Consider the following 18,785-nt stretch of genomic DNA (forward strand, 5'->3'; position numbering starts at 1 on the left):
CATGAAGAACAGTTTCATCGTGCAGCAGTCGTTCCCCGTCCCCCGCCCGACCACGAATCCGTACCTGGTGATGCTCGCCCAGAGCATCGACTCCATCGCTGGAGTCAGCGTTCGGAACTTCTCGTGGCGGGGGGCGCTGCTCGGCCGCTACGACGTCTTCCACGTGCACTGGCCGGAGATCCTGGTCGCCGGCCACAGTCCGCTGAAGGCCCTGGTGCGCCAGGGCCTCACCGCCCTGCTGCTGCTGAGGCTCCGGATGACGCGCACGCCCATTGTGCGAACCCTGCACAACCTCGAGCTGCCCTCCGGCATCTCGAGGCGGGAGAGGGCACTCCTGGGCCAGTTCGAACGCCAGACGACGCTGTGGATCCGGTTGAACCCGGAGACTCCGGTGCGGGATGACCGGCAGTACGCCCTCATCCCGCACGGCCACTACCGGGACTGGTTCGAGCACTACCCCGTGGCCGAACCCGAACCCGGCCGGATCGCCTACTTCGGCCTGATCCGGCGGTACAAGGGCGTCGACGCGCTCATTGACGCCTTCCGGGCGCTGCCGGGCGATGTCACGCTCCAGGTGTCCGGCCGACCCTCGACGCCGGAACTCGCCGACGACCTCCGCAGCCGCGCTGCCGGTGACGATCGGATCAGTCTCACTCTGCAGTTCCTCGACGACGCCGAGTTGGTGCAGACGGTCAGCCGCGCGAGTCTCGTGGTGCTCCCCTACACCGAGATGCACAACTCCGGCGGGGCGCTGACGGCTCTCTCGCTGAACCGGCCGGTGCTCCTGCCGGCCAACCCGGTGAACCAACGCCTCGCCGCGGAGGTCGGCTACGGCTGGGTCCACCAGTACACCGGGGAACTCACGGCGACGGTGTTGGCCGAGACGCTTCGCGAGATCGAGAACCACCACCCCGTCGAGCCGCCTCGGCTCGGTGCTCGCGACTGGCGTGACGCGGGGCACCGGCACTTCTCCGCGTACCTGTCGGCCAGCCAGGCCGTCACGCGCCACCAGCTCGAACACGCGGGGGGCTGACGGATGCCCTGTTCAGGTGATTCCCGCGCCGACCCCCGGTCAGGCCCGGCGGTACTCCTCGTAGGAGTAGCCCCAGGCGCCGCTGATCATCCCGGCCCCCCGGGCCAGGGTGCGCGTTCCCCGCGCACGGTGCTCGAGCGAGCCGAGCAGAATACCGGCTACGATCTGGCCGGTACCCGCGGCGCCCCGCAGGGCGCCCCTCAGGGTCAGACCGAGTTGTGCCGCGAGCCTCTCCGGACTGCGCCCTTGAAGCAGCATCAGGGTCGTGACGCTCCAGCTGTTCCCGCTCGAGAAGGCACGGAGCACCACCCACTTCTTCGTCACCCTGTTGCGGGGCACCACATCGACGACACCGGCTCCCGCCGCCCAGAACATGCGCCCCCCACCCTCGACGATCTGGCGGGTGAACAGGGTGTCCTCGCCGCCGATCACACCGAGTGTGGTGTCGAAGCGCAGTCCGAGCGCATCGGTGAAGGCCAGGTCGAGCAGCAGGTTGTTCGTGGCGGCCACCGTGATCGGCGATCCGTCGGCCAGGTGCCGGCGTTCGAAGTAGCGGCCGGCCACGATCCAGGGGCCGGGTTCGACCTCGTAGTCGGAGACCACGGGCCCCGCCACGGCGGCGGCCCCGGTTCGCTCTTGGACGTCGAGCAGCGAGCGGAGCCAATGTTCGGTGGGGCGCTCGTCATCGTCGATGAACACGAGCAGGTCGGCGCCGCGGGCCACCTCGAGCGCCCTGTTGCGTGCGGCTGCGATGCCGGGCGTGGGTTCGTGCGCGTAGCGCACAAGCGCACGGTCGTCGTCGGGCATCCCGCTCACGGCGTCTTCGACGGTGCCCCGCGCGGAGCCGGCAGGGTCGTTGTCGATGACCAGGACCGAACCGGCCACCACCATACCGGCCACCGGTTCCGAACCGGCCACCCCGTCGCGCACGTCGTGCAGCTGGGCGACCAGCATCGGCAGGATGCCCGCCAGGTCGACCGGTCTCCTGAAGGTCAGCACAGCGACCACCAGTGTTCTCGCCGCGGTCTGCCCGGTCACTCCGTGTGCGTTCATCCCCGTCATTATCCCGTCTTCCAAGGAGTCACGGTATGAGTTCGTCATCTTTCTCCCAGCTTGCGATCGTGGTGGTGAACTACGGGTCGACGACCCTGCTCGAAGCGAATCTTGCGCCTCTCACCCGGCGCCAGCCGGAGCTGACCGTGGTGATCGTCGACAACTTCTCGACCGACGAGGAGCGCACGCGGCTCATCGCCCTGGCTGCTCGCGAGAACTGGAACACCGTGCTGCCGACCGGCAACACCGGTTTCGGCGGCGGTATGAACCGCGGAGTGCTGCACGCCGAACAGCTCGGTGCGAAACTTCTGCTTCTGATGAACCCCGACGTGGAGATCGCGGAGAAGGCGCTCGAACTCCTCATCGAGGCCGGTCTCGCCGACGGCGACACGCTCTACTCCCCGCAGATCCTCCGCCCCGACGGTTCGGTGTGGTTCAACGGCTCCGACCTCTACCTCAGCGACGGGCGCATCCGCTCGGCCCGCCGCCGCACGGCCGGCAGCACGGTCGCCATCGAACCGTGGTTGAGCGGAGCGTGCCTGCTGCTGACCCGCGAACTCTGGAACTCGACGGGGGGCTTCGACGAACAGTACTTCCTCTACTGGGAGGACGTCGACTTCTCGCACCGGGTGGCCAGGGCCGGGGGAAGACTGAAGGTGCTCACGGAGGCCATCGCCGTGCATGCAGAAGGCGGAACGCAGGAGGGCGGAGGCTACTCGCACGCCGGTGAGCCCAAGTCGAACACCTACTACTACTACAACATCCGGAACCGGCTGCTGTTCGCGGTGCGTCACCTCGACGACCAGGGACTCGTCCGCTGGTCGGGTCTGACCCGCACCATAGCGTGGGAGGTGCTGCAGCAGGGCGGGCGGCGCCAGTTCACCCGCTCGCTGTCTCCGCTTGTCGCCGCTTTCCGCGGCGCGCGGGACGGTCGCCGCCTCGTCAAAGAGGAGTTGCGGTCGAGGCGCCGTCGAGCGCTGGCGCTGGGGCGGGACGCCGCATCCCGGTGAAGTCCGCGAGCTCCCGCACCATCTGGGAGCTCGTCAGCCCCGCCTCGACAGCCCGGCGCCCGGCGAGGCCGAATTCCTGGGCCAGTGACGCGTCGGCCAGCAGCTGCAGAACGCGCTCAGCCATCGCAGGGGCGTCACCCACGGGTGTCAGAAATCCTGTCTGCTGGTCGAAGACGTAGTCGTCGATCCCCGGTGTGTCGGTCATCACGACGGGCCGGGCCGTGGCCATGGCTTCGAGACTCACCGTCATGCCGGAGGCATGCAGGTTCGGGCGGGTGGCGATCGCCACCACGCTGGCGCGGGCGTAGAGCGCCGCCAGTTCCCGGTGGCTCACCCTGGCGACCTTCGTCACACCGTCGGGTGCGGGCAGGCTGCTGGAGGTCTGCACGAGAATCTCGGTGTCGGGAGCCCGCCGGTGCACGGTTGCGAGGGCCTGGAAGAGGGTGGCCGTGTCACGGTCCCTGTCGCCGCCCACGCTCAGCACGAATGGCCGTTCGGCCTGCGGCGCAGGTGTGAAGAATCCGGCGTCCACACCGAACCGGAAGAAGCCGACAGGGGGCCCATCGTCGCCGACCAGCCGTTCCACGGCCTCCTGCTGGGCGCGACTGATGACCCAGAGGCCGTTCATCGCCCGGAGCACCTGGCGGATCGTCCCGATGTCCCTGCCGCGGGCCAGCATGTCGGTGACCCAGATCACCCCGCTGTACATCTCGTCGGCCGGGTGTTCGAGGAGCATCCGCCTGGCCGCGTTCTCGTCCCAGGTGAGACCGAGATTCCGGGGCGATCCGGGCAGAGTCTGGGAGGGGGCAGGGCGGTTCATGCCGGGCAGTCGCCCGCGCAGGCGGCTCCGCAGGACGGATGCCCGGGAGGGCTCGCGGGCGGCGACAGCGCTGAGGCGGCCGGTGTAGTACCTCAGCTCGTCGAGACCATAGGGCCAGAAACCGGGCACTTCCCCGGCCAGGTGACGCTTCTCCCACGAGGGCACGTCCCGCTCCGTCGGAAAGACGAACTGCACGGTGCTCTCCGGCACGACCGGCAATGTGTGCTCAGACACGTTCACTCTCCCGTTCGGGTTCTGTGGCGACATCCTGCAGCAGCCGCCGTCTCTGGGCCACGTCACGGGAGACGTACCAGAGGTTCGGAACCACCTGGCAGACCAGCACCGCCACCGACGAGCCGACCACGGGGCCGGCGGCTCCGATGACACCGATGAGCCACCAGGACAGGCCGATGTTCAGGGGGATCATCACCAGCACCGGCACGACCTGGAAGACGAGCCCGCGCTTGTCGGTCATGTACATGCCGATCGGGTACTTCGCCGCCTGAAGTCCCACGAAGACGACGAACGCGAGCAGCAGCCAGCCGTCGAGGTGGATCTGCCCGCCCGAGACGAAGTTCGCGAGCATCGGGGACAGAGCGGCCAGCGCCCCGCCCATCAGCAGCCCGCCGACAAGGAACCAGAGGGTGGGTACGGCCGGGGACTCGACCCGGTTGGCGCTCCGGGCCGCCGCGTAGACCGGCCAGAGCGCGAGGCCCGCCGCCGCGATCGTCTGCAGCACGATGCCGAAGAGCTGTGAGGCGAGGTTGTACTCCGCCAGTTGTTCGACGGTGCCGAGGTGGCTGAGCAGCAGCCGGCCGGTCTGCATGGCGATGGGCAGCGCCACCATCTGCACGAGCATCGGCCAGGCGAGACCGAGCGCCGAGACGCCGCGGTAGCTCCGCACGTGCGGGATCTCGCGGATTGCCGCCCCCACCTGCGGCTTGAGTGCACGGGCCGCGACGATCAGGCAGATCACCGAGACGAGGGCGTTCGCGATGTAGGTGACGACCGCGAGGTAGGTGCCGGCGGGAACCATGAGCACGACGAACGCGCCCACCACGAGGAACATGAAGGGTGCGACGACGGCCTGGCTCGCCACTTGGGTCGTGGTCTTCTTCAGCCCGACGAGGATGCGCTGGCCCACCGTCAGGGGGATGACGAGCCCGAAGACGGCGATGCAGAGGAACGCCGCGACGTCTCCCCCACCCGGCATCAGGCCCTTGCCGAGCAGCAGGGGCCACCAGCCGGCCAGCGTGATGACGGCGCCGATCGTCACCATGATGCCGCCGGAGACGATCAGGATGCGGAAGGCCGTGACGATGGTGCGCCGCACGTAGTCGTCGGTGCGCGGGGCGGCAGAACCGGCGACCGCGTTGATCACCACGGCCGCGATGCCGAGGTCGGCGAAGGGCAGCAGGGTCGGGAAGCTCGAGAGCAGGCCGTACTGCGCGTAGGCATCCACGCCGAAGTTCTGGATGATCATCCGGCTGGTGATGATGCCGAGGATCCCGGCGATCGCCATCACGCCGACCTTGGCGGCGGCCGCGCTTCCGACCAGCGAGAAGGTGCCGCCACGGGCGACCCCCCGCATGCCCATCAGCTGTATTCCCGGGCGAGGTCGGTGATCGTCGGGGTTCGGGAGAACATCCAGTCGTCGGCTGCGAGGCGGCCGTCGCGGGAGGGCAGGCTGTCGAGGATCTCCGACACGGGCCGGTTGTCGTCGAGCATCTGCACGATGGCCACGGCGAGTTCGGGGCTCGAGGCCGGGTCGGCGACGACGGTGTGGTCGTGTGACATCAGCCAGTCGGCGAGACCGGTCTGCTCTGTCGTGACGATGGAGAGCCCGTGCGAGAGGCCTTCGACGATGGGAAGTCCGACCTGCTCCCGCCAGGTGGCCGAGGGCTGGGAGGGAAGAACGAGCACCCGGGCCTCATCGAGCGCCTCAGCGATGCGCTCACGACCCGGATCGATCTCGACGGTGATGCCCTCGAACAGGCGCGCCACGGCGAGCACGCTGTCCTCGAGCAGTCCCTTGCCCATGATGGTGAGGGTCGCGCCGGGTCGGAGCCCTGTCACGTACGGCCAGGCCTCCAGCAGCACCCGGATGCCCTTCCGCTCGCTGAACGCGCCCACGAAGATCACCCGTCCGTCGATCCGCCGGCTCGAGGTCGCGGTCGGAACCGGAGCGGGGAGTGCCGGGATCAGCAGGGCGTTCGAGCGGATGTTCACGTCGCCGAGAACGCTCTGGTAGGTCTGCTGGGCGGCACTCGTTCCGAATGCTGCTCGGTCGACCCTGTCCCAGACCTGCCGGGCCAGCGTCCGTTCGATCCGTCGGCGAAGCCTGGTGCGGGGGCGTTGGGCGGGTCCGTCGGCGAACGGGTCGGAGTTTCCGATCGCGTAGGTGACGACAGTGGTCCGCCCGCCGCCGAGGAGCCGCCTCACCCGCAGTGCGATGAGTGCAAGGGAGGTGGAGAGCAGGCTCGACAGCATCAGGGGCTCGTTGATCTCGAGCGTCTCGATCGAGGATCGGCCGATCAGGAGCGCACCGCTCAGCGGACCCACCCGAACGAGGTCGAGCCCCTCCGCCAGGCCGTCCTCGAAGTCGTACCGCTTCACGCGGTAGAGGATCGAGGCGGGCTGCAGATCACGGGCGCGTTCGAGATGCGCCGTGCGGATGGACTCGTAGAGCCGCACCCGCAGTTGCAGGGCGGGCTTTCGGAGCACGTGGTGATCCGGGGTCATGGCACGGGTCGCAGCTCTGCGGAGGGTACGGCATCGGCCGACTCCGCGGGCTTCGGCTGGGCTTCGCTATGCGTCTTCTCGTCGGAAGTGGGGTTGACCATCTTCGTGACGTCGCTGCTGTAGTACTCGTCGCGCGCCTTCGGCTTCGTCTGGTTCAGCACGATGCCGATGGTGCGTGCACGCACACCGGAGAGGGCGGCCAGAGCGTCGGTGAGGCGCTGGCGGGTCGTGGAGTTGTAGAGCGAGACCACGAGGGCGCCGTTCGTCATGTGCGTCAGCGTCAGGGCATCGGAGGCCGGGAGCAGCGGCGGGGTGTCGACGATCACGAAGTCGTAATCGTCGATCACCGTCTGCAGCAGCCGGGCCATCGAGGTCGAACCGAGCAGCTGGTTGGGGTTCGGCGGAATGGTGCCCGAGGTCAGGATGTCGACGTTCGGAGCCCAAGGCTGGATGACGTCCTTCAGGTCGGCCGAACCGACCAGCACACTCGTCAGGCCCGCAGCTCCCTCGATCTGGGCGTAGGTGGCGATGGAGGGCCGACGGAGGTCCGCATCGATCAACAGCACCCGGATCGACCGTTCCGCCATGGCGAGGGCGATGTTGATCGCCATGGTCGACTTGCCCTCCCCCGGCATTGCGGAGGTGACGACGATGGAGCGGATCGGGTTGTCGACATCGGCGAACTCGAGATTTGTGCGCACCCGCCGGTAGTCCTCTGCCAGCAGGCTGTGCGGTGCGATCCGCATCGTGATGCCGTCTGCCTGCGGTGAACGCCGACGCCGACGCTCGACATTGCCCACGACGGGCACCTCTGTCACGCGCTCGACGTCCCGCGGCGACCGGATCCGGGTGTCGAAGACGGCGATGCCGATCGCGTAGAGCACACCGGCTGCGAGCCCGGCGGCCACACCACTGATCTCGAGCAGCCGGCGGTTCGGCCCCACGGGGTTGACCGCAGGTTGGGCCGGCGTGACGATGCTCATCGAGATCGAGGGCACGTCGGTCGAGTTCTTCGGGGAGAGCCCGATCGCGGCCGACGAGAGCGACGCGCCCACGCTGTTCGCGATGGATGCCGCGAGCTCGGGTGATGCGTCGCTCACGGTGATCTGAATGATCACGGTGTTGAGTGGAGTCTCGGCCTTGATCGCCTTGGCCAGCCGGGCCGGCGTGGTGTCGAGCCCGAGTTCGGCGATCACCGGTGTGAGCACGGCCGGCGTGGTGGCCAGCTGAGAGTACGACTGCACCAGGTTCTGCGTGTAGGTCGAGCCCTGCAGCACCTCACTGGTGGTCTGGCCCTGGGTCGGCGAGACGAAGATCTCGCTCGTCGCCGTGAAGGAATCGGGGAGGGATTCGGCGTAGGCGTAGGCAACGCCTCCACCCACGACTCCGAGGATGGCGATGACGATCCAGCGCTTGCGGAGTGCTTTCCAGTAATCGTGAGGGTCCATGATCATCACACCTTGTTCGTGGTCAGTTGCGCGTCGGGCAACGCGGTCGGTCGGGAACGGATCGCGCTCGGGGCAGCGGCGATCTCAGAGACGAGGAGGGCGATCGTGCCCCGGTACTTCGCGGGAGAGTGCTTCTGCTCCGCCCGGAGCCGGTCGAGGGAGGCGTCGACTCTGACGCTCTCCCACTCCCGGCAGATGGCAGCGAGGGCGTCGGCGAGGGCTTCCGGATCGCCCGGGATCACCGAGCGCGAGGAGAGGTACTCCCCCGCCGCTTCGCGGAGCCCGGAGGTGTCGCTCACCACGACGGGCCGGGCTGCGAGCAGGGCCTCGACCGCCGTGTTGCCGAACGGCTCATCGAGGAGAGAGGGCACGACCGCGACATCCGCGGTCTCGAGGGAGGGCCAGATGTCGCTCCGGAACCCTCTGAGCTGCACGTGGTCGGCCAGACCGAGTTCGTGGATGCGGGCGACGAGTTCGTTCTCGTAGTCGTGCGCTCCCGGAACCGGGGCGCCGACGATGTCGAGCGAGGCCGCGACGCCGCGGTCCCGGAGTGCGCCCAGCGCCTCGACAGCGACAAGAGCACCCTTCCGCCTCGAGAGTCGTCCGACGAAAAGGATGCGGAGCCCCCCGTCGAGCGCCTCGCGAGCCGAGCGCGGCGAACCGGGGCCGGGTACGCCGTTGTAGACGACCGAGGTGCGCCGCGCAAGACGGGGGAAGCTGCGGGCCAGCACCGACACGCTGTACTCGCTGTTCGCGATGAGGCGGGTGGCGAACGACAGGGGGAAGTTGAGGGCCAGCGCGATGGGGCGGGCGGCGGATCCCTCCGCCTCGTGGATGTGCGCCAGAACCGGCGTGCCCGCCAGCCGGGCGAGGCCGATCCAGAGCGGGATCGTCACGGTGTTGACGTAGACGGCATCGGGGCGTACGCGAGAGAGCAGGCGGCGTCCGGCCCGGAATCCCCGCGCCCCGGTCGACAACAGGGCGAGCATCCCCCGCGCGCTCATGCCGCTCTTGGTGAGAACGGGTGTCGCGCAGATCTCCACCGTCGCCCCGGCTGCCGTCAGGGCAGCCTCCAGGGGACCGTGCTGCGGCAGGGCGACGACGGCGCGCGCGCCTGCGTGCAGCACGGCTTCGACGCTCTCGAGCAGCACACGGTCTGAGCCGTAGAGCTCCGAACTGGGCTGGGCGAACAGGATGGTGCGCCCCGAGAGTGGTCCGGATCCGGGATGAGTCACGCCGCCACCGTCTCCGGTCGGGCGCTGAGGCTCGCGTCGAGCTCGGTCATGTCACAGAACCACTTGCGGGACGCCAGCACCAGGTGGCCGGCGTTCGCCACGGCCATCAGGCCGTACAGGGCGATGAACAGCACGGGGCTGCCCAACAGAGCGAACACGAGGCAGAGGATGCCGTAGTCGGTGGGGACGACGAGCAGCGAACGCAGCAGCGACGCCCTGCCGCGCGGGGCGACGGGCCCAGTGCGGCCGCGCTTCAGCTGATCGTTTAGGATCATCGCGAAGAACGAGACGCAGGCGACCACCGAGTAGACGATCGGAATGAGCAGCAGCCACGGCGTGGTCAGGTCCACGTGCAGGAACAGGGTGATGAGAACAGCGAGGTGCAGTGATGCGATCTTGACCGAGTCGACGACGTGGTCGAGCCACTCACCCGAGAGCGAGCCGCCGCCTCGCAGCCGGGCGACCTGGCCGTCGGCCGAATCGAAGGCGTAACCGATCGCGAGAAGCAGCGCGACAGCGATTCCCGAGATCCACGACACGGGCAGAACGGCAAGCAGCACGATCCCGGAGAAGGTGAACGCGGCGCTGATGCCGCTCACCCCGTTCGGCGTCAGGCCGGCCCGGAAGGCCCAGGCGGCGAGGTAGCGGCCGATCCTGCGGTTCACGTAGATCGAGTAGGCCGGCGCGCCCGGTGCGGCCTTCTTCTGTGCAGAGGCGAGGCGGCTGACCGTCTGCCGGTAGGTCTCCTTGGAGGCGACGCTCACTGGTCGTCCCCGATCGGTGCCGACTGACGGACCGGCGCCGGAATGTTCGTGCGGTACCCGGTCGGAACCTCCCACGGGGTCTCGTTGCGATGGCCGTTGCTCTGCCCGTGCGTCGAGTAGCCGCGGGCGAGACGCAGGGCGAGTTCCTCATAACCGGCGCTCACGACATCCCAGTCGTAGGTCTGCTCGGCGCGGTTCCGCAACTGGCCACCGATGGCATCTGCGCGGGCAGGGTGCGCTTCGGCCGCGACGATGAGTTCGCCGAGCTCCTCTGAGGTGGCGAAGAATTCTCCATCGTCACCCAGCACCTCGCGATTGAACACGACGTCCCAGGCGAGCACTGCCGTGCCCGCGCCCATGGAGCGAAGGAGCGACGGGTTCGTGCCGCCCACGGAGTGACCGTGCGAGTACGTGAGGGCGTGGGCGTAGAGCTGGTCGAGCTGTTCCTGGTCCCACACTCCCCCGAGCATCCGGATCCGGTCGTCGGATGTCGCGACGGCGGCGATGCGCTCGGTGTAGGCCGCAGCATACGGAGCGGAGCCGACGACGACGAGGGGCAGTTTTGCGGCGCTCGCCGCATAGCCGTCGACGATCACATCGACGTGGTTCTCGGGTTCGAAACGGGCGACGACCAAGTGGTACGCGCCGGGGGTCAGTCCGAGTTCGGCGAGCTTGTCGGAGGCGGGCTCCCGCAGGATGTTCGAGCCGTAGGTGAGCAGTTCGGTGGGAATACCGAACTCGTGGTCGTAGTAGTCGGCGATGCCCGCCGCATCGGCGATGAGGGCATCTGCGTGCTTGACCGCGATCTCTTCGGCCTTGCGGTAGTAGCGCTTACCGGAGCTGCTCCACTTGTCGCGTTTCCACTCGAGGCCGTCGACGTGCACCGCGACGGCGGTGCCGCGGGCACGGATGGTCGAGACGAACGGTGCGTTCGCGGCATTGAAGACGAACGCGACATCCTGGCGGCGGGAGAAGAGCATATGCAACACCGAGAGCGCCGTGTGGCTGAGCGTCTCGAGTGTCTTCGACTTCTCTGCCGGCAGATGCACCAGCTTCATCCCGAGGTAGGTCTTCAGCCGCTCGACCTTGCCCGTGCGGCAGTACACGGTGACCGTGTGTCCCCGAGCCACGAGTCGCTGTCCGATCTCCTCGATCGCGGTCTCGAAGCCGCCGTAGGCAGCGGGAACGCCGCGCGTTCCCACCATTGCGATGCGGAGAGGCCTTGGTTCGCGGTCAGACATGGTGTGTTACCTGTTTCGGGTCACAGGGACGGGAGTTTCGGTGGGGAGCTCTCGTGGGTGGGCAGGAGTGTTCACCCTTGCCCACCCACGCCGGAGAGCTGTTTCGGCCGACCCCATCAGCGCACACTTCTAGGAAAAGCGGTAGCCGAGGCATCAGCGTCTCTTCGGTCTGGCCAGTTCGGTCGTAGCTAGGATTACGACCCCGACGCAGCCTGTTTCGGATTGCACTGTTCACACTAGCTTCGCTTCAGGTTTACGAAAAAGCCCCCGTTCTGGGTGATTCCATACATTCGCAATGTTCTGAATCAATTCGGTGAGGGTTCATGATCTGTCAGACACGAGCGTGACTTGTGCGGTAAAGTTTTTCTCGGCAGCTTCGCAGCATTCGGGTTGTATGAAGTTGTGCTTTCACCGGCGCACTCGAGTTAGCTAGGAACTTTCGAACAGTTGACGCCGCAACGGCGTGACCCGACGGCTTTGCCCGGGTCACGCCGTTCTTCATTGGTATCTGACAATCTTCATTAGGATCTGACAATGAGCGAGAAAACCCTCACCGTCAGCGCCCCCTCCCGCATCGAACCGGGGGGAATCGAAGCCATCCCGGCCGACAGACGGCACGGCTCGCCCTGGCAGCTCCTTTCCACCTGGACGGCGCCGAACCTGGAGTTCGCCACGATCTTCGTGGGTGTCATCGCGGTCGCCTTCTTCGGTCTCGGTTTCTGGCAGGCCATGGCGGCGCTCGTGCTCGGCAGCGCCGTGGGCGCCCTCACCCAGGGAGTCCTCTCGACCTGGGGGCCGCGCGAGGGTCTCGCGCAGATGGTTCTCAGCCGCACGGCGTTCGGCTACCGGGGCAACATCCTGCCCGCCGCCATCAACACGGTGATGGCGGGTCTCGGCTGGTTCACGGTGAACTCGGTGAGCGGCGCGTTCGCACTCTCCACCCTCACGGGTATGCCGCCGGTGCTCGCCCTGCTGATCGTGGTCGTGGTCGAAGTGGCGGTGGCCTTCATCGGGCACGACCTCGTGCAGCTCTTCGAGCGCTATTCCAGCTTCGTGCTCGGCGCCATCTTCCTCGTCGCCACGGTCACGATCTTCCTGCACGCCGACCTCGGCGTCGTTGTCGACGGCAGCGCGTTCAGCTTCGGAGGATTCACATTGGCGGCAGGCGCGGCGTTCGGGTATGCGGCCGGCTGGAATCCGTACGCGTCCGACTACAGCCGGTATCTGCCGGCCACCGTTCGGAAGTCCACTGTCGGATGGGCAGCCGGGCTCGGAAACTTCGTCTCCTGCGTGGTGCTCATGGCCGCCGGCGCTGCCGCTGCGACGATCGCGGGGTTCGACCCGAGCGATCCGACCGGTTCGTTCACGCAGTCGATGCCCCCGGTCATCCGGGACCTCACCCTCATCGCCATCGCCGTCGGAGCCGTCGCGGCCAACGCCCTGAACATCTACTCGGGTGCGATGTCGTTCCTCGCCGCCGGCATCAAGATCCCGTTCGCGCTCCGCCGGGCCCTGATCGCCCTCGGCTTCGGGGTGGTCGGCTTCTTCCTCGCGTGGAGTGCCATCCCCGATGCGGGCCACACCTACGAGAACTTCCTGCTCGTGATCGCCTACTGGATCGCGCCATGGCTCGGGGTGGTCCTCGTCGACCGGTTCCTCCGCCGCGGTACGGAGATCGGCTCGATCGTCACCGAGCACGCGATGTACCGGAACTCTGCCGGGGTGATCTCCTTCATCGTGGGCATCGTCGTCTCGATCTGGCTCTTCTCCAACCAGACATTCTTCGTCGGCGTCGTACCGGCGGCCGTGCCCGAGGTGGGCGACCTGACGGCGATCGTCGGATTCGTGCTGGGAGCGGTGACGTACGCGGTGCTCTTCAGCGCGGTGAAGCCCCGGCTCGGCGGGCCGCTCACGAGTACTCCCGCCGACGTCGTCGGTGTCGATGCAGCGGATGACGTCGCGTGAGCGCCGACTCAGGCGTGCAGATCGTCGTCGGCGCCGTCTACCCGACGGATGCCGCGATGCTGGCCGTCGCCACCGCCGAAGCCGCCCTCGGGGCTGCGGAGGGCGGCATCCCGATCGGAGCCGCGCTGTTCACCCGCGACGGGGTGCTGCTCGGAAGCGGGCGCAATCGGCGCGTGCAGGACGGCGACGCCTCCATGCACGGCGAGACCAACGCCTTTCGGAACGCGGGCCGGCAGACGAACTACCGCGACACGGTGATGGTCACGACGCTCTCTCCGTGCTGGTACTGCTCGGGCCTCATCCGCCAGTTCGGAATCGGCCGGATCGTCGTGGGCGACGACCAGAACTTCCTGGGCGGCCAGCACTGGGCGGCCGAGCACGGCGCCGAACTCACTGTCGTCAATGACGCGGGCCTCATCGCAATGATGGGAGCATTCATAGCGGAGTCACCCGGACTCTGGAACGAGGACATCGGCGCAGTCTGACGTCAGGGCTTCCTTCATGCAGCGGCTCCTGAATACCGCGGCACCTGATCACAACGACACACGGAGGGGCAACTATGTCGACCACACCCACGAACCCACTGAGGTTCTCCCTGCACACCGAAGACCTGGCGCCGGGAGTGCTCCGGCACTTCAAAGTCGCACTCTGGATCGGCGCGGTGCTCTCGGTGCTCGTCGGCATCCTCGTGCTGGTCTGGCCAGGTTCCACCCTCGAGGTGGTCGCGTTCCTCTTCGGCCTCTACTTCTTCGTGGTCGGGCTGATGCGCATCTTCGTCGGCATCGTCAACGGCACGCTCTCGCCGGGCATCCGGGTGCTCAGCGTCATCCTCGGCGTGCTGCTGCTCGTCGCGGGGGTCATAGCGCTCCGAAACCCCTTCGCCTCGCTCACCGTGCTCGGCCTCGTCATCGGTTTCTCCTGGGTCTTCGAGGGCGTCCTCGCCCTCACCCAGACGGTCAACGACTCGTCGAAGTGGTACGGCACGCTGCTCGGCGTGCTCTCGATCGTCGCTGGCATCGTGTTCCTGCTCTCGCCGCTCCCGTCGCTCGCCGTGCTGACCGTGTTCGCCGCGTGGATCTTCATCGTGCTCGGCATCTTCCAGGCGATGTCAGCCATCACGCTCGGCCGCGTCCCGAAGGCGCGCGTCGCCACGTAGCCGTCGTCAGGCGCGCTTGGCGAGTTCGTGCCGGATGACCGCGATCAGGTCATCCGGTTCGATCGTCTCTGCGGTGGCATCGAGCTCGGCGATGCTCCACCAGCGGTGCTCCTCCATGTCGATGCGTTCCTCGGGGGTCCAGTTGGCGCTCTCCGGCTCGAACTGCACCGTGCGGAAGACGAACCACTCCTCGTAGTTCGTCCTGAAGACCCCGGGGGCTCGCTCGTCGCTGAACTCGCGCGAACGGATCGGCTGCCCGAGCGCCTCTGCGTCTACCGCGAGGCCCGTCTCCTCGAAGAGTTCCCGCGCTGCGGCCTCCGGATGCGACTCCCCCGGCTCGACGTGCCCGCCCGGCGTGACCCAGCGTGTCGGGTTGGTCGGCACGGCAGCTTTCGTCAGGAAGAGCAGCACCCGGTCGTCGCCGTCGAACAGCAGCACTCTCGACTTGCTGAAGTCGAAGCCGGGGCGTTCCGACGCCGGCTGGTCGGCGGCGGGCATCCGGTCAGTCCGTCTGCTCGGGAGCGAAGCCCGACACGTCGCCGACGTACCGGGTGTGCTTCTCCGGGATCGGCTCCACGGCGGCCGCTGCGACCTCGGCCGCGAACTCCGCCACGTTGTAAAGGCGTCCGGCAGACTCCTTGCGCGCACTGATCGCTCCGGGGTTCGCGCGCTCGAGCAGGGTGGCGGTGATGGTGCCCTCGATCATGTCGCCCGACACCACGACGAACGTGATGCCTGCTTCGTCGAGGCGCGGGACGAGGGCACGGAGGGCGTCCTCGCCCGCACGCTTCGAGAGCGCGACGGGCTCGTACTCGGGCATCGTCTCGGTGGTGCGGATGAAGTGCGCCTGGTGGCTGGTGACGAACACCACGCGGGACCCGGGCTGCAGCAGTGGCAGCGCGCTGGTGAGCAGGTCGACCTGGGCGTCGCGGTTCAGGGTGAGCGCGTAGTCGGCGGCCATGCCGCTCTCCATGCCGCCCGAGGCGTTCAGCACCAGGATGTCGAGGCCGCCGAACGCCTCCTGCACGGTTTCGAACATGCGGGCGACGGATGCCGGATCGGTGAGGTCCGCGCCGACGGTGAGTGCGGTCGCACCCTCGGCGCGAAGTTTCTCTGCGAGCTTGTTCGCCCGCGCTTCCTTGTTGCGGAAGTTGATGACGACGCTCGCGCCGGCCTCGGCGAAGTAGCTCACCGTATCGGCGCCGACCCCGCGGCTCGAACCCGTGACCAGAACCCGCTTGCCCGTCAGGGATCCGGGGGTGAGAGGGTTTGACACGTCGTGCTCCTGTCGTCGGTTCGCGGCGGGTGGTGCTGCGAGGGATGGCGCTGATATTGACCCCACGAGACTACCAAGGGAAGACCTGTGAACTTCGTATCCGCCGGACGGTCACTGGTAGTTTCATAAAAGGCAACGACAGCGAAGGAGCAGCTCATGACAGATTTTCTGGCTTCGTACGCGTGGGTGATCTGGCTTGCGCTGATTCTGATCTTCCTGGTGGTCGAGACGCTGACGCTCGATCTGCTGTTCGTGATGCTCGCCGTCGGCAGTGCCGGGGGGCTCGTCTCGCACTTCGCCGGTGCACCGTTCCTGCTCCAGGTCCTGATCGCCGGGGTTCTCGCCCTGCTGCTCATCTTCACCCTGCGGCCACCGCTGCTCCGGCGGTTGCACCGCGGGGGCGACACGACACCGAGTGGCATCGAGGCGCTGCTCGGGCTCGAGGGCCAGGTGCTGCTCGCGGTGACCGACACCACCGGCAGCGTGAAGCTCAGTAATGGCGACACCTGGACGGCGAGGGTCTTCCCCACAGCCATCGACCAGCAACTCCTGCCGGGCCAACTCGTCTTCGTCAAAGCAATCGATGGGGCGACTGCACTGGTCGCTCCCGAAGAGAAAGCAATCCTGTGAACGACTTCTCCGTAGGGTCCGTCATCGCCATCATCGTGGTGGTGATCGTCGTCATCTTCGTGATCACCACCCTGGCCAAGGCCATCCGCATCATTCCCCAGGCCAGCGCAGGTGTCGTCGAGCGGCTCGGCAAGTACCACAAGACGCTCACGCCCGGCCTGAATCTCCTTGTTCCATTCATCGACCGGCTCCGCCCGCTGATCGACCTCCGTGAGCAGGTCGTCTCGTTCCCCCCGCAGCCGGTCATCACCGAGGACAACCTCGTCGTCTCCATCGACACGGTTGTGTTCTTCCAGGTGACGGATGCCCGGGCCGCGACCTACGAGATCGCGAACTACCTCGGCGCCGTCGAGCAGCTCGCCACCACCACCCTCCGGAACGTGGTCGGCGGGCTGAATCTCGAAGAGGCGCTCACCTCGCGTGACGAGATCAACAGCAAGCTCCGCATCGTGCTCGATGAGGCGACCGGCAAGTGGGGCATCCGCGTCGGCCGGGTGGAGCTCAAGGCGATCGACCCGCCCCTGTCCATCCAGGACTCGATGGAGAAGCAGATGCGCGCCGAGCGTGAGCGCCGTGCCGTCATCCTCACCGCCGAGGGCACGAAACAGTCCGCCATCCTGTCGGCTGAGGGGCACCGCCAGTCGGCGATCCTGTCTGCCGAGGGTGATGCCAAGGCCGCCGTGCTGCGCGCCGAAGGTGAGGCGTCGGCGATCACGACGGTGTTCGATGCCATCCACCGCGGCAAGCCCGACCAGATGCTGCTCGCCTACCAGTACCTGCAGACCCTTCCGAAGCTCGCCGAGGGCAGTGCGAACAAGCTCTGGGTCATCCCGAGCGAGCTCACCGAGGCGCTGAAGGGCATCGGGCAGGCGTTCGGCGATCGCGGTGCCGCGATGGCGGCGGCTGCGTCGGCCGGAGTGCCTGCTGCGTCTGCGGCACCTGCGGCACCCGCTGCGCCAACGGCTTCTGCACCAGCCGCGTCCGCTGCGCCTCTGGCCTCCTCTGCGCCGGAATCCTCGCCCGCCGAGACCACGCCGGGTGCCTAGACCCGCCACCGGGTACTTCGCTCCGTCGCTCCCCCGGCTGCTCGCGCACCGGGGGCTCGCGACGTCGGCGGTCGAGAACACGCTTCCTGCCTTCCGCGCCGCGGCTCAGCAGGGAGCGCTCTACGTGGAATGCGACGTGCACGCGTCTCTCGACGGTGTCGCCATTGTGGCGCACGACCCCGATCTGAGTCGACTGCTCGGTATCGCGTCGACCATCGGGAGCCTGACGGCCCGCGAGCTCGCCGCGCTCGATCTCGGCGGCGGCGTCGGCTTCTGCACGTTGCAGGATGCCCTGGTCGCCCTCCCCGCAACCCGATTCAACATCGACGTGAAGTCCGAGGCGGCCGCGGGGCCTACCGGTGCCGCGATCGTCGCGGCCGGGGCTCAGCAGAGGGTGCTGCTCACCTCGTTCTCGAACGCCCGGCGGAAAGCCGCCATCCGGGCGTCAGCCGGAACGTCGGGGGTCGCTGTCGCCACGTCGGCGTCGGCCCGAACCTTCCTTGTGGTGCTCGTCGCTGGGACCCTGGGGCTGGCGCCCGTCGTGCGGTGGCTGCTGCGGAACGTCGACGCCGTGCAGGTGCCGGAGACCGCCCTGGGGCTTCGTGTTCCGACGCGCCGGATGCTCGCGCTCATCCATTCGGCTGGTGTGGAGATGCACGTCTGGACCATCAACGATCCCCAGAAGATGGCCCAACTGCTGGCTGTCGGAGTCGACGGGCTCGTCACGGACCGCGTCGATCTGGCCCTCGAACTGGTGGCCCGAACCAAGCCGAATCGCCGCTGACTACGAACACAAAGTCAAGGGCAGGCACTCGATCCGAATATCTGGGAGTGTTCTGGGAATAGCCACCGCCACGAATGTTCGAGTGCGGCAACGGGTTTATACCTAGGTAAGCGAAGCGGGAGGAGACCACACAATGGCAGATCGCAGCTTGCGCGGAATGAGACTCGGGGGCCAAAGCCTCCAGAGTGAAGAGGGAGTCGTTTTCTCTCCGCGCATGACACACACATACCTGTGCAGCACGTGCGGCAAGGAGACCGAGATGGTCTTCTCAGCCGAAGCAGAAGCGCCCGAGACCTGGGAGTGCAAGTTCTGCAGCAATGAGGCCGTTCTCATGATCGGTTCCGAGCCTGTCGTGCTCGACCGGGCCGAGGCCAAGGTGCCCCGCAGCCACTGGGACATGCTGCTCGAACGCCGCACCCGTCCTGAGCTCGAAGAGCTCCTGCAGGAGCGGCTCGACTACCTGCGGGCCCGGCGCGGCCAGCACAAGATCGGCGCGTAGAGCATCACCCACCTCGACCCTCGCGCTCGGCCATACGGCTGGGCGCGTTCGTGGTTACGCCCTGTCGACTGGGGAGTTCTGGT

Annotated in this window: 19 protein-coding genes; 9 read left to right on the forward strand and 10 right to left on the reverse strand. The window is 67.5% G+C overall.

The annotated features are described in order from the left end of the window. Position 1: 1 nt before the first annotated feature. A complete protein-coding gene (locus B7R22_RS07955) occupies positions 2-1,033 on the forward strand; it encodes a glycosyl transferase (RefSeq protein WP_116411245.1) in 1,032 nt (343 codons plus the stop codon). Between the two features lie 39 nt (positions 1,034-1,072). On the opposite strand, the gene B7R22_RS07960 is transcribed toward B7R22_RS07955, so the two are convergent. Beyond that, a complete protein-coding gene (locus B7R22_RS07960) occupies positions 1,073-2,086 on the reverse strand; it encodes a glycosyltransferase (protein WP_116411435.1) in 1,014 nt (337 codons plus the stop codon). Between the two features lie 35 nt (positions 2,087-2,121). Between B7R22_RS07960 and B7R22_RS07965 the strand changes: the two genes are divergently transcribed. After that, positions 2,122-3,096: a glycosyltransferase family 2 protein gene (locus B7R22_RS07965; RefSeq protein WP_116411246.1), complete on the forward strand. Its 975-nt coding sequence runs from the start codon at positions 2,122-2,124 to the stop codon at positions 3,094-3,096. Here the strand turns inward: B7R22_RS07965 and B7R22_RS07970 are convergent. From B7R22_RS07970 to B7R22_RS08000, 7 genes are read right to left on the reverse strand one after another with little or no spacing between them, the layout of a single operon-like run. Further along, positions 3,029-4,150, reverse strand: a complete 1,122-nt coding sequence (locus B7R22_RS07970) for a glycosyltransferase family 4 protein (protein ID WP_253258955.1) — start codon at positions 4,148-4,150, stop codon at positions 3,029-3,031. The genes B7R22_RS07965 and B7R22_RS07970 overlap by 68 nt on opposite strands. Next, positions 4,143-5,513, reverse strand: a complete 1,371-nt coding sequence (locus B7R22_RS07975) for a lipopolysaccharide biosynthesis protein (RefSeq protein WP_116411247.1) — start codon at positions 5,511-5,513, stop codon at positions 4,143-4,145. The genes B7R22_RS07970 and B7R22_RS07975 overlap by 8 nt, the downstream gene beginning before the upstream one ends. Then, the gene (locus B7R22_RS07980) at positions 5,513-6,658 is read right to left on the reverse strand and encodes a glycosyltransferase family 4 protein (protein WP_116411248.1); all 1,146 of its coding nucleotides are present in this window, start codon (positions 6,656-6,658) and stop codon (positions 5,513-5,515) included. The genes B7R22_RS07975 and B7R22_RS07980 overlap by 1 nt, the downstream gene beginning before the upstream one ends. Next, on the reverse strand, positions 6,655-8,106 hold the full coding sequence (locus B7R22_RS07985) for a polysaccharide biosynthesis tyrosine autokinase (protein ID WP_172582268.1): 1,452 nt from the start codon (positions 8,104-8,106) through the stop codon (positions 6,655-6,657). Before B7R22_RS07985 ends, B7R22_RS07980 begins: the two co-directional genes overlap by 4 nt. Positions 8,107-8,111: 5 nt before the next feature. Beyond that, the gene (locus tag B7R22_RS07990) at positions 8,112-9,341 is read right to left on the reverse strand and encodes a glycosyltransferase (protein WP_116411250.1); all 1,230 of its coding nucleotides are present in this window, start codon (positions 9,339-9,341) and stop codon (positions 8,112-8,114) included. After that, positions 9,338-10,105 carry a CDP-alcohol phosphatidyltransferase family protein gene (locus tag B7R22_RS07995; protein WP_116411251.1) on the reverse strand — a complete coding sequence of 256 codons (768 nt, stop codon included), beginning with the start codon at positions 10,103-10,105 and terminating at the stop codon, positions 9,338-9,340. The genes B7R22_RS07990 and B7R22_RS07995 overlap by 4 nt, the downstream gene beginning before the upstream one ends. Then, complete coding sequence (locus B7R22_RS08000) at positions 10,102-11,346, reverse strand: DUF1972 domain-containing protein (protein WP_116411252.1); 1,245 nt, start codon at positions 11,344-11,346, stop codon at positions 10,102-10,104. Before B7R22_RS08000 ends, B7R22_RS07995 begins: the two co-directional genes overlap by 4 nt. A gap of 534 nt (positions 11,347-11,880) precedes the next feature. Here B7R22_RS08000 and B7R22_RS08005 point away from each other — a divergent pair. The 3 genes from B7R22_RS08005 to B7R22_RS08015 all read left to right on the forward strand — a co-directional run bounded on the left by B7R22_RS08005 (position 11,881) and on the right by B7R22_RS08015 (position 14,467). Next, complete coding sequence (locus tag B7R22_RS08005) at positions 11,881-13,311, forward strand: purine-cytosine permease family protein (RefSeq protein ID WP_116411253.1); 1,431 nt, start codon at positions 11,881-11,883, stop codon at positions 13,309-13,311. Then, positions 13,308-13,796, forward strand: a complete 489-nt coding sequence (locus B7R22_RS08010; protein WP_253258956.1) for a nucleoside deaminase — start codon at positions 13,308-13,310, stop codon at positions 13,794-13,796. Before B7R22_RS08005 ends, B7R22_RS08010 begins: the two co-directional genes overlap by 4 nt. Positions 13,797-13,870: 74 nt before the next feature. Further along, on the forward strand, positions 13,871-14,467 hold the full coding sequence (locus B7R22_RS08015; protein ID WP_116411254.1) for an HdeD family acid-resistance protein: 597 nt from the start codon (positions 13,871-13,873) through the stop codon (positions 14,465-14,467). 6 nt (positions 14,468-14,473) lie between these two features. Here the strand turns inward: B7R22_RS08015 and B7R22_RS08020 are convergent, their stop codons facing one another. Together B7R22_RS08020 and B7R22_RS08025 are read right to left on the reverse strand one after the other, a co-directional pair. Beyond that, positions 14,474-14,965 (reverse strand): NUDIX hydrolase, encoded by a 492-nt coding sequence (locus tag B7R22_RS08020; protein WP_116411255.1) that lies wholly within the window; start codon positions 14,963-14,965, stop codon positions 14,474-14,476. Positions 14,966-14,969: 4 nt separating this feature from the next. Beyond that, positions 14,970-15,743: an SDR family oxidoreductase gene (locus tag B7R22_RS08025; RefSeq protein ID WP_116411256.1), complete on the reverse strand. Its 774-nt coding sequence runs from the start codon at positions 15,741-15,743 to the stop codon at positions 14,970-14,972. 156 nt (positions 15,744-15,899) lie between these two features. Here B7R22_RS08025 and B7R22_RS08030 point away from each other — a divergent pair, with 156 nt between their 5' ends. The 4 genes from B7R22_RS08030 to B7R22_RS08045 all read left to right on the forward strand — a co-directional run bounded on the left by B7R22_RS08030 (position 15,900) and on the right by B7R22_RS08045 (position 18,702). Then, positions 15,900-16,373: an NfeD family protein gene (locus tag B7R22_RS08030; RefSeq protein ID WP_116411257.1), complete on the forward strand. Its 474-nt coding sequence runs from the start codon at positions 15,900-15,902 to the stop codon at positions 16,371-16,373. Next, positions 16,370-17,419 (forward strand): SPFH domain-containing protein, encoded by a 1,050-nt coding sequence (locus B7R22_RS08035; RefSeq protein WP_116411258.1) that lies wholly within the window; start codon positions 16,370-16,372, stop codon positions 17,417-17,419. The genes B7R22_RS08030 and B7R22_RS08035 overlap by 4 nt, the downstream gene beginning before the upstream one ends. Next, positions 17,412-18,203 (forward strand): glycerophosphodiester phosphodiesterase family protein, encoded by a 792-nt coding sequence (locus tag B7R22_RS08040; RefSeq protein ID WP_116411259.1) that lies wholly within the window; start codon positions 17,412-17,414, stop codon positions 18,201-18,203. Before B7R22_RS08035 ends, B7R22_RS08040 begins: the two co-directional genes overlap by 8 nt. Before the next feature lie 133 nt (positions 18,204-18,336). Then, positions 18,337-18,702: an RNA polymerase-binding protein RbpA gene (locus B7R22_RS08045; protein WP_116282967.1), complete on the forward strand. Its 366-nt coding sequence runs from the start codon at positions 18,337-18,339 to the stop codon at positions 18,700-18,702. Positions 18,703-18,785: the final 83 nt, after the last annotated feature.

It is taken from the genome of Subtercola boreus (genome assembly GCF_003399635.1).
GTDB lineage: Bacteria > Actinomycetota > Actinomycetes > Actinomycetales > Microbacteriaceae > Subtercola > Subtercola boreus_B.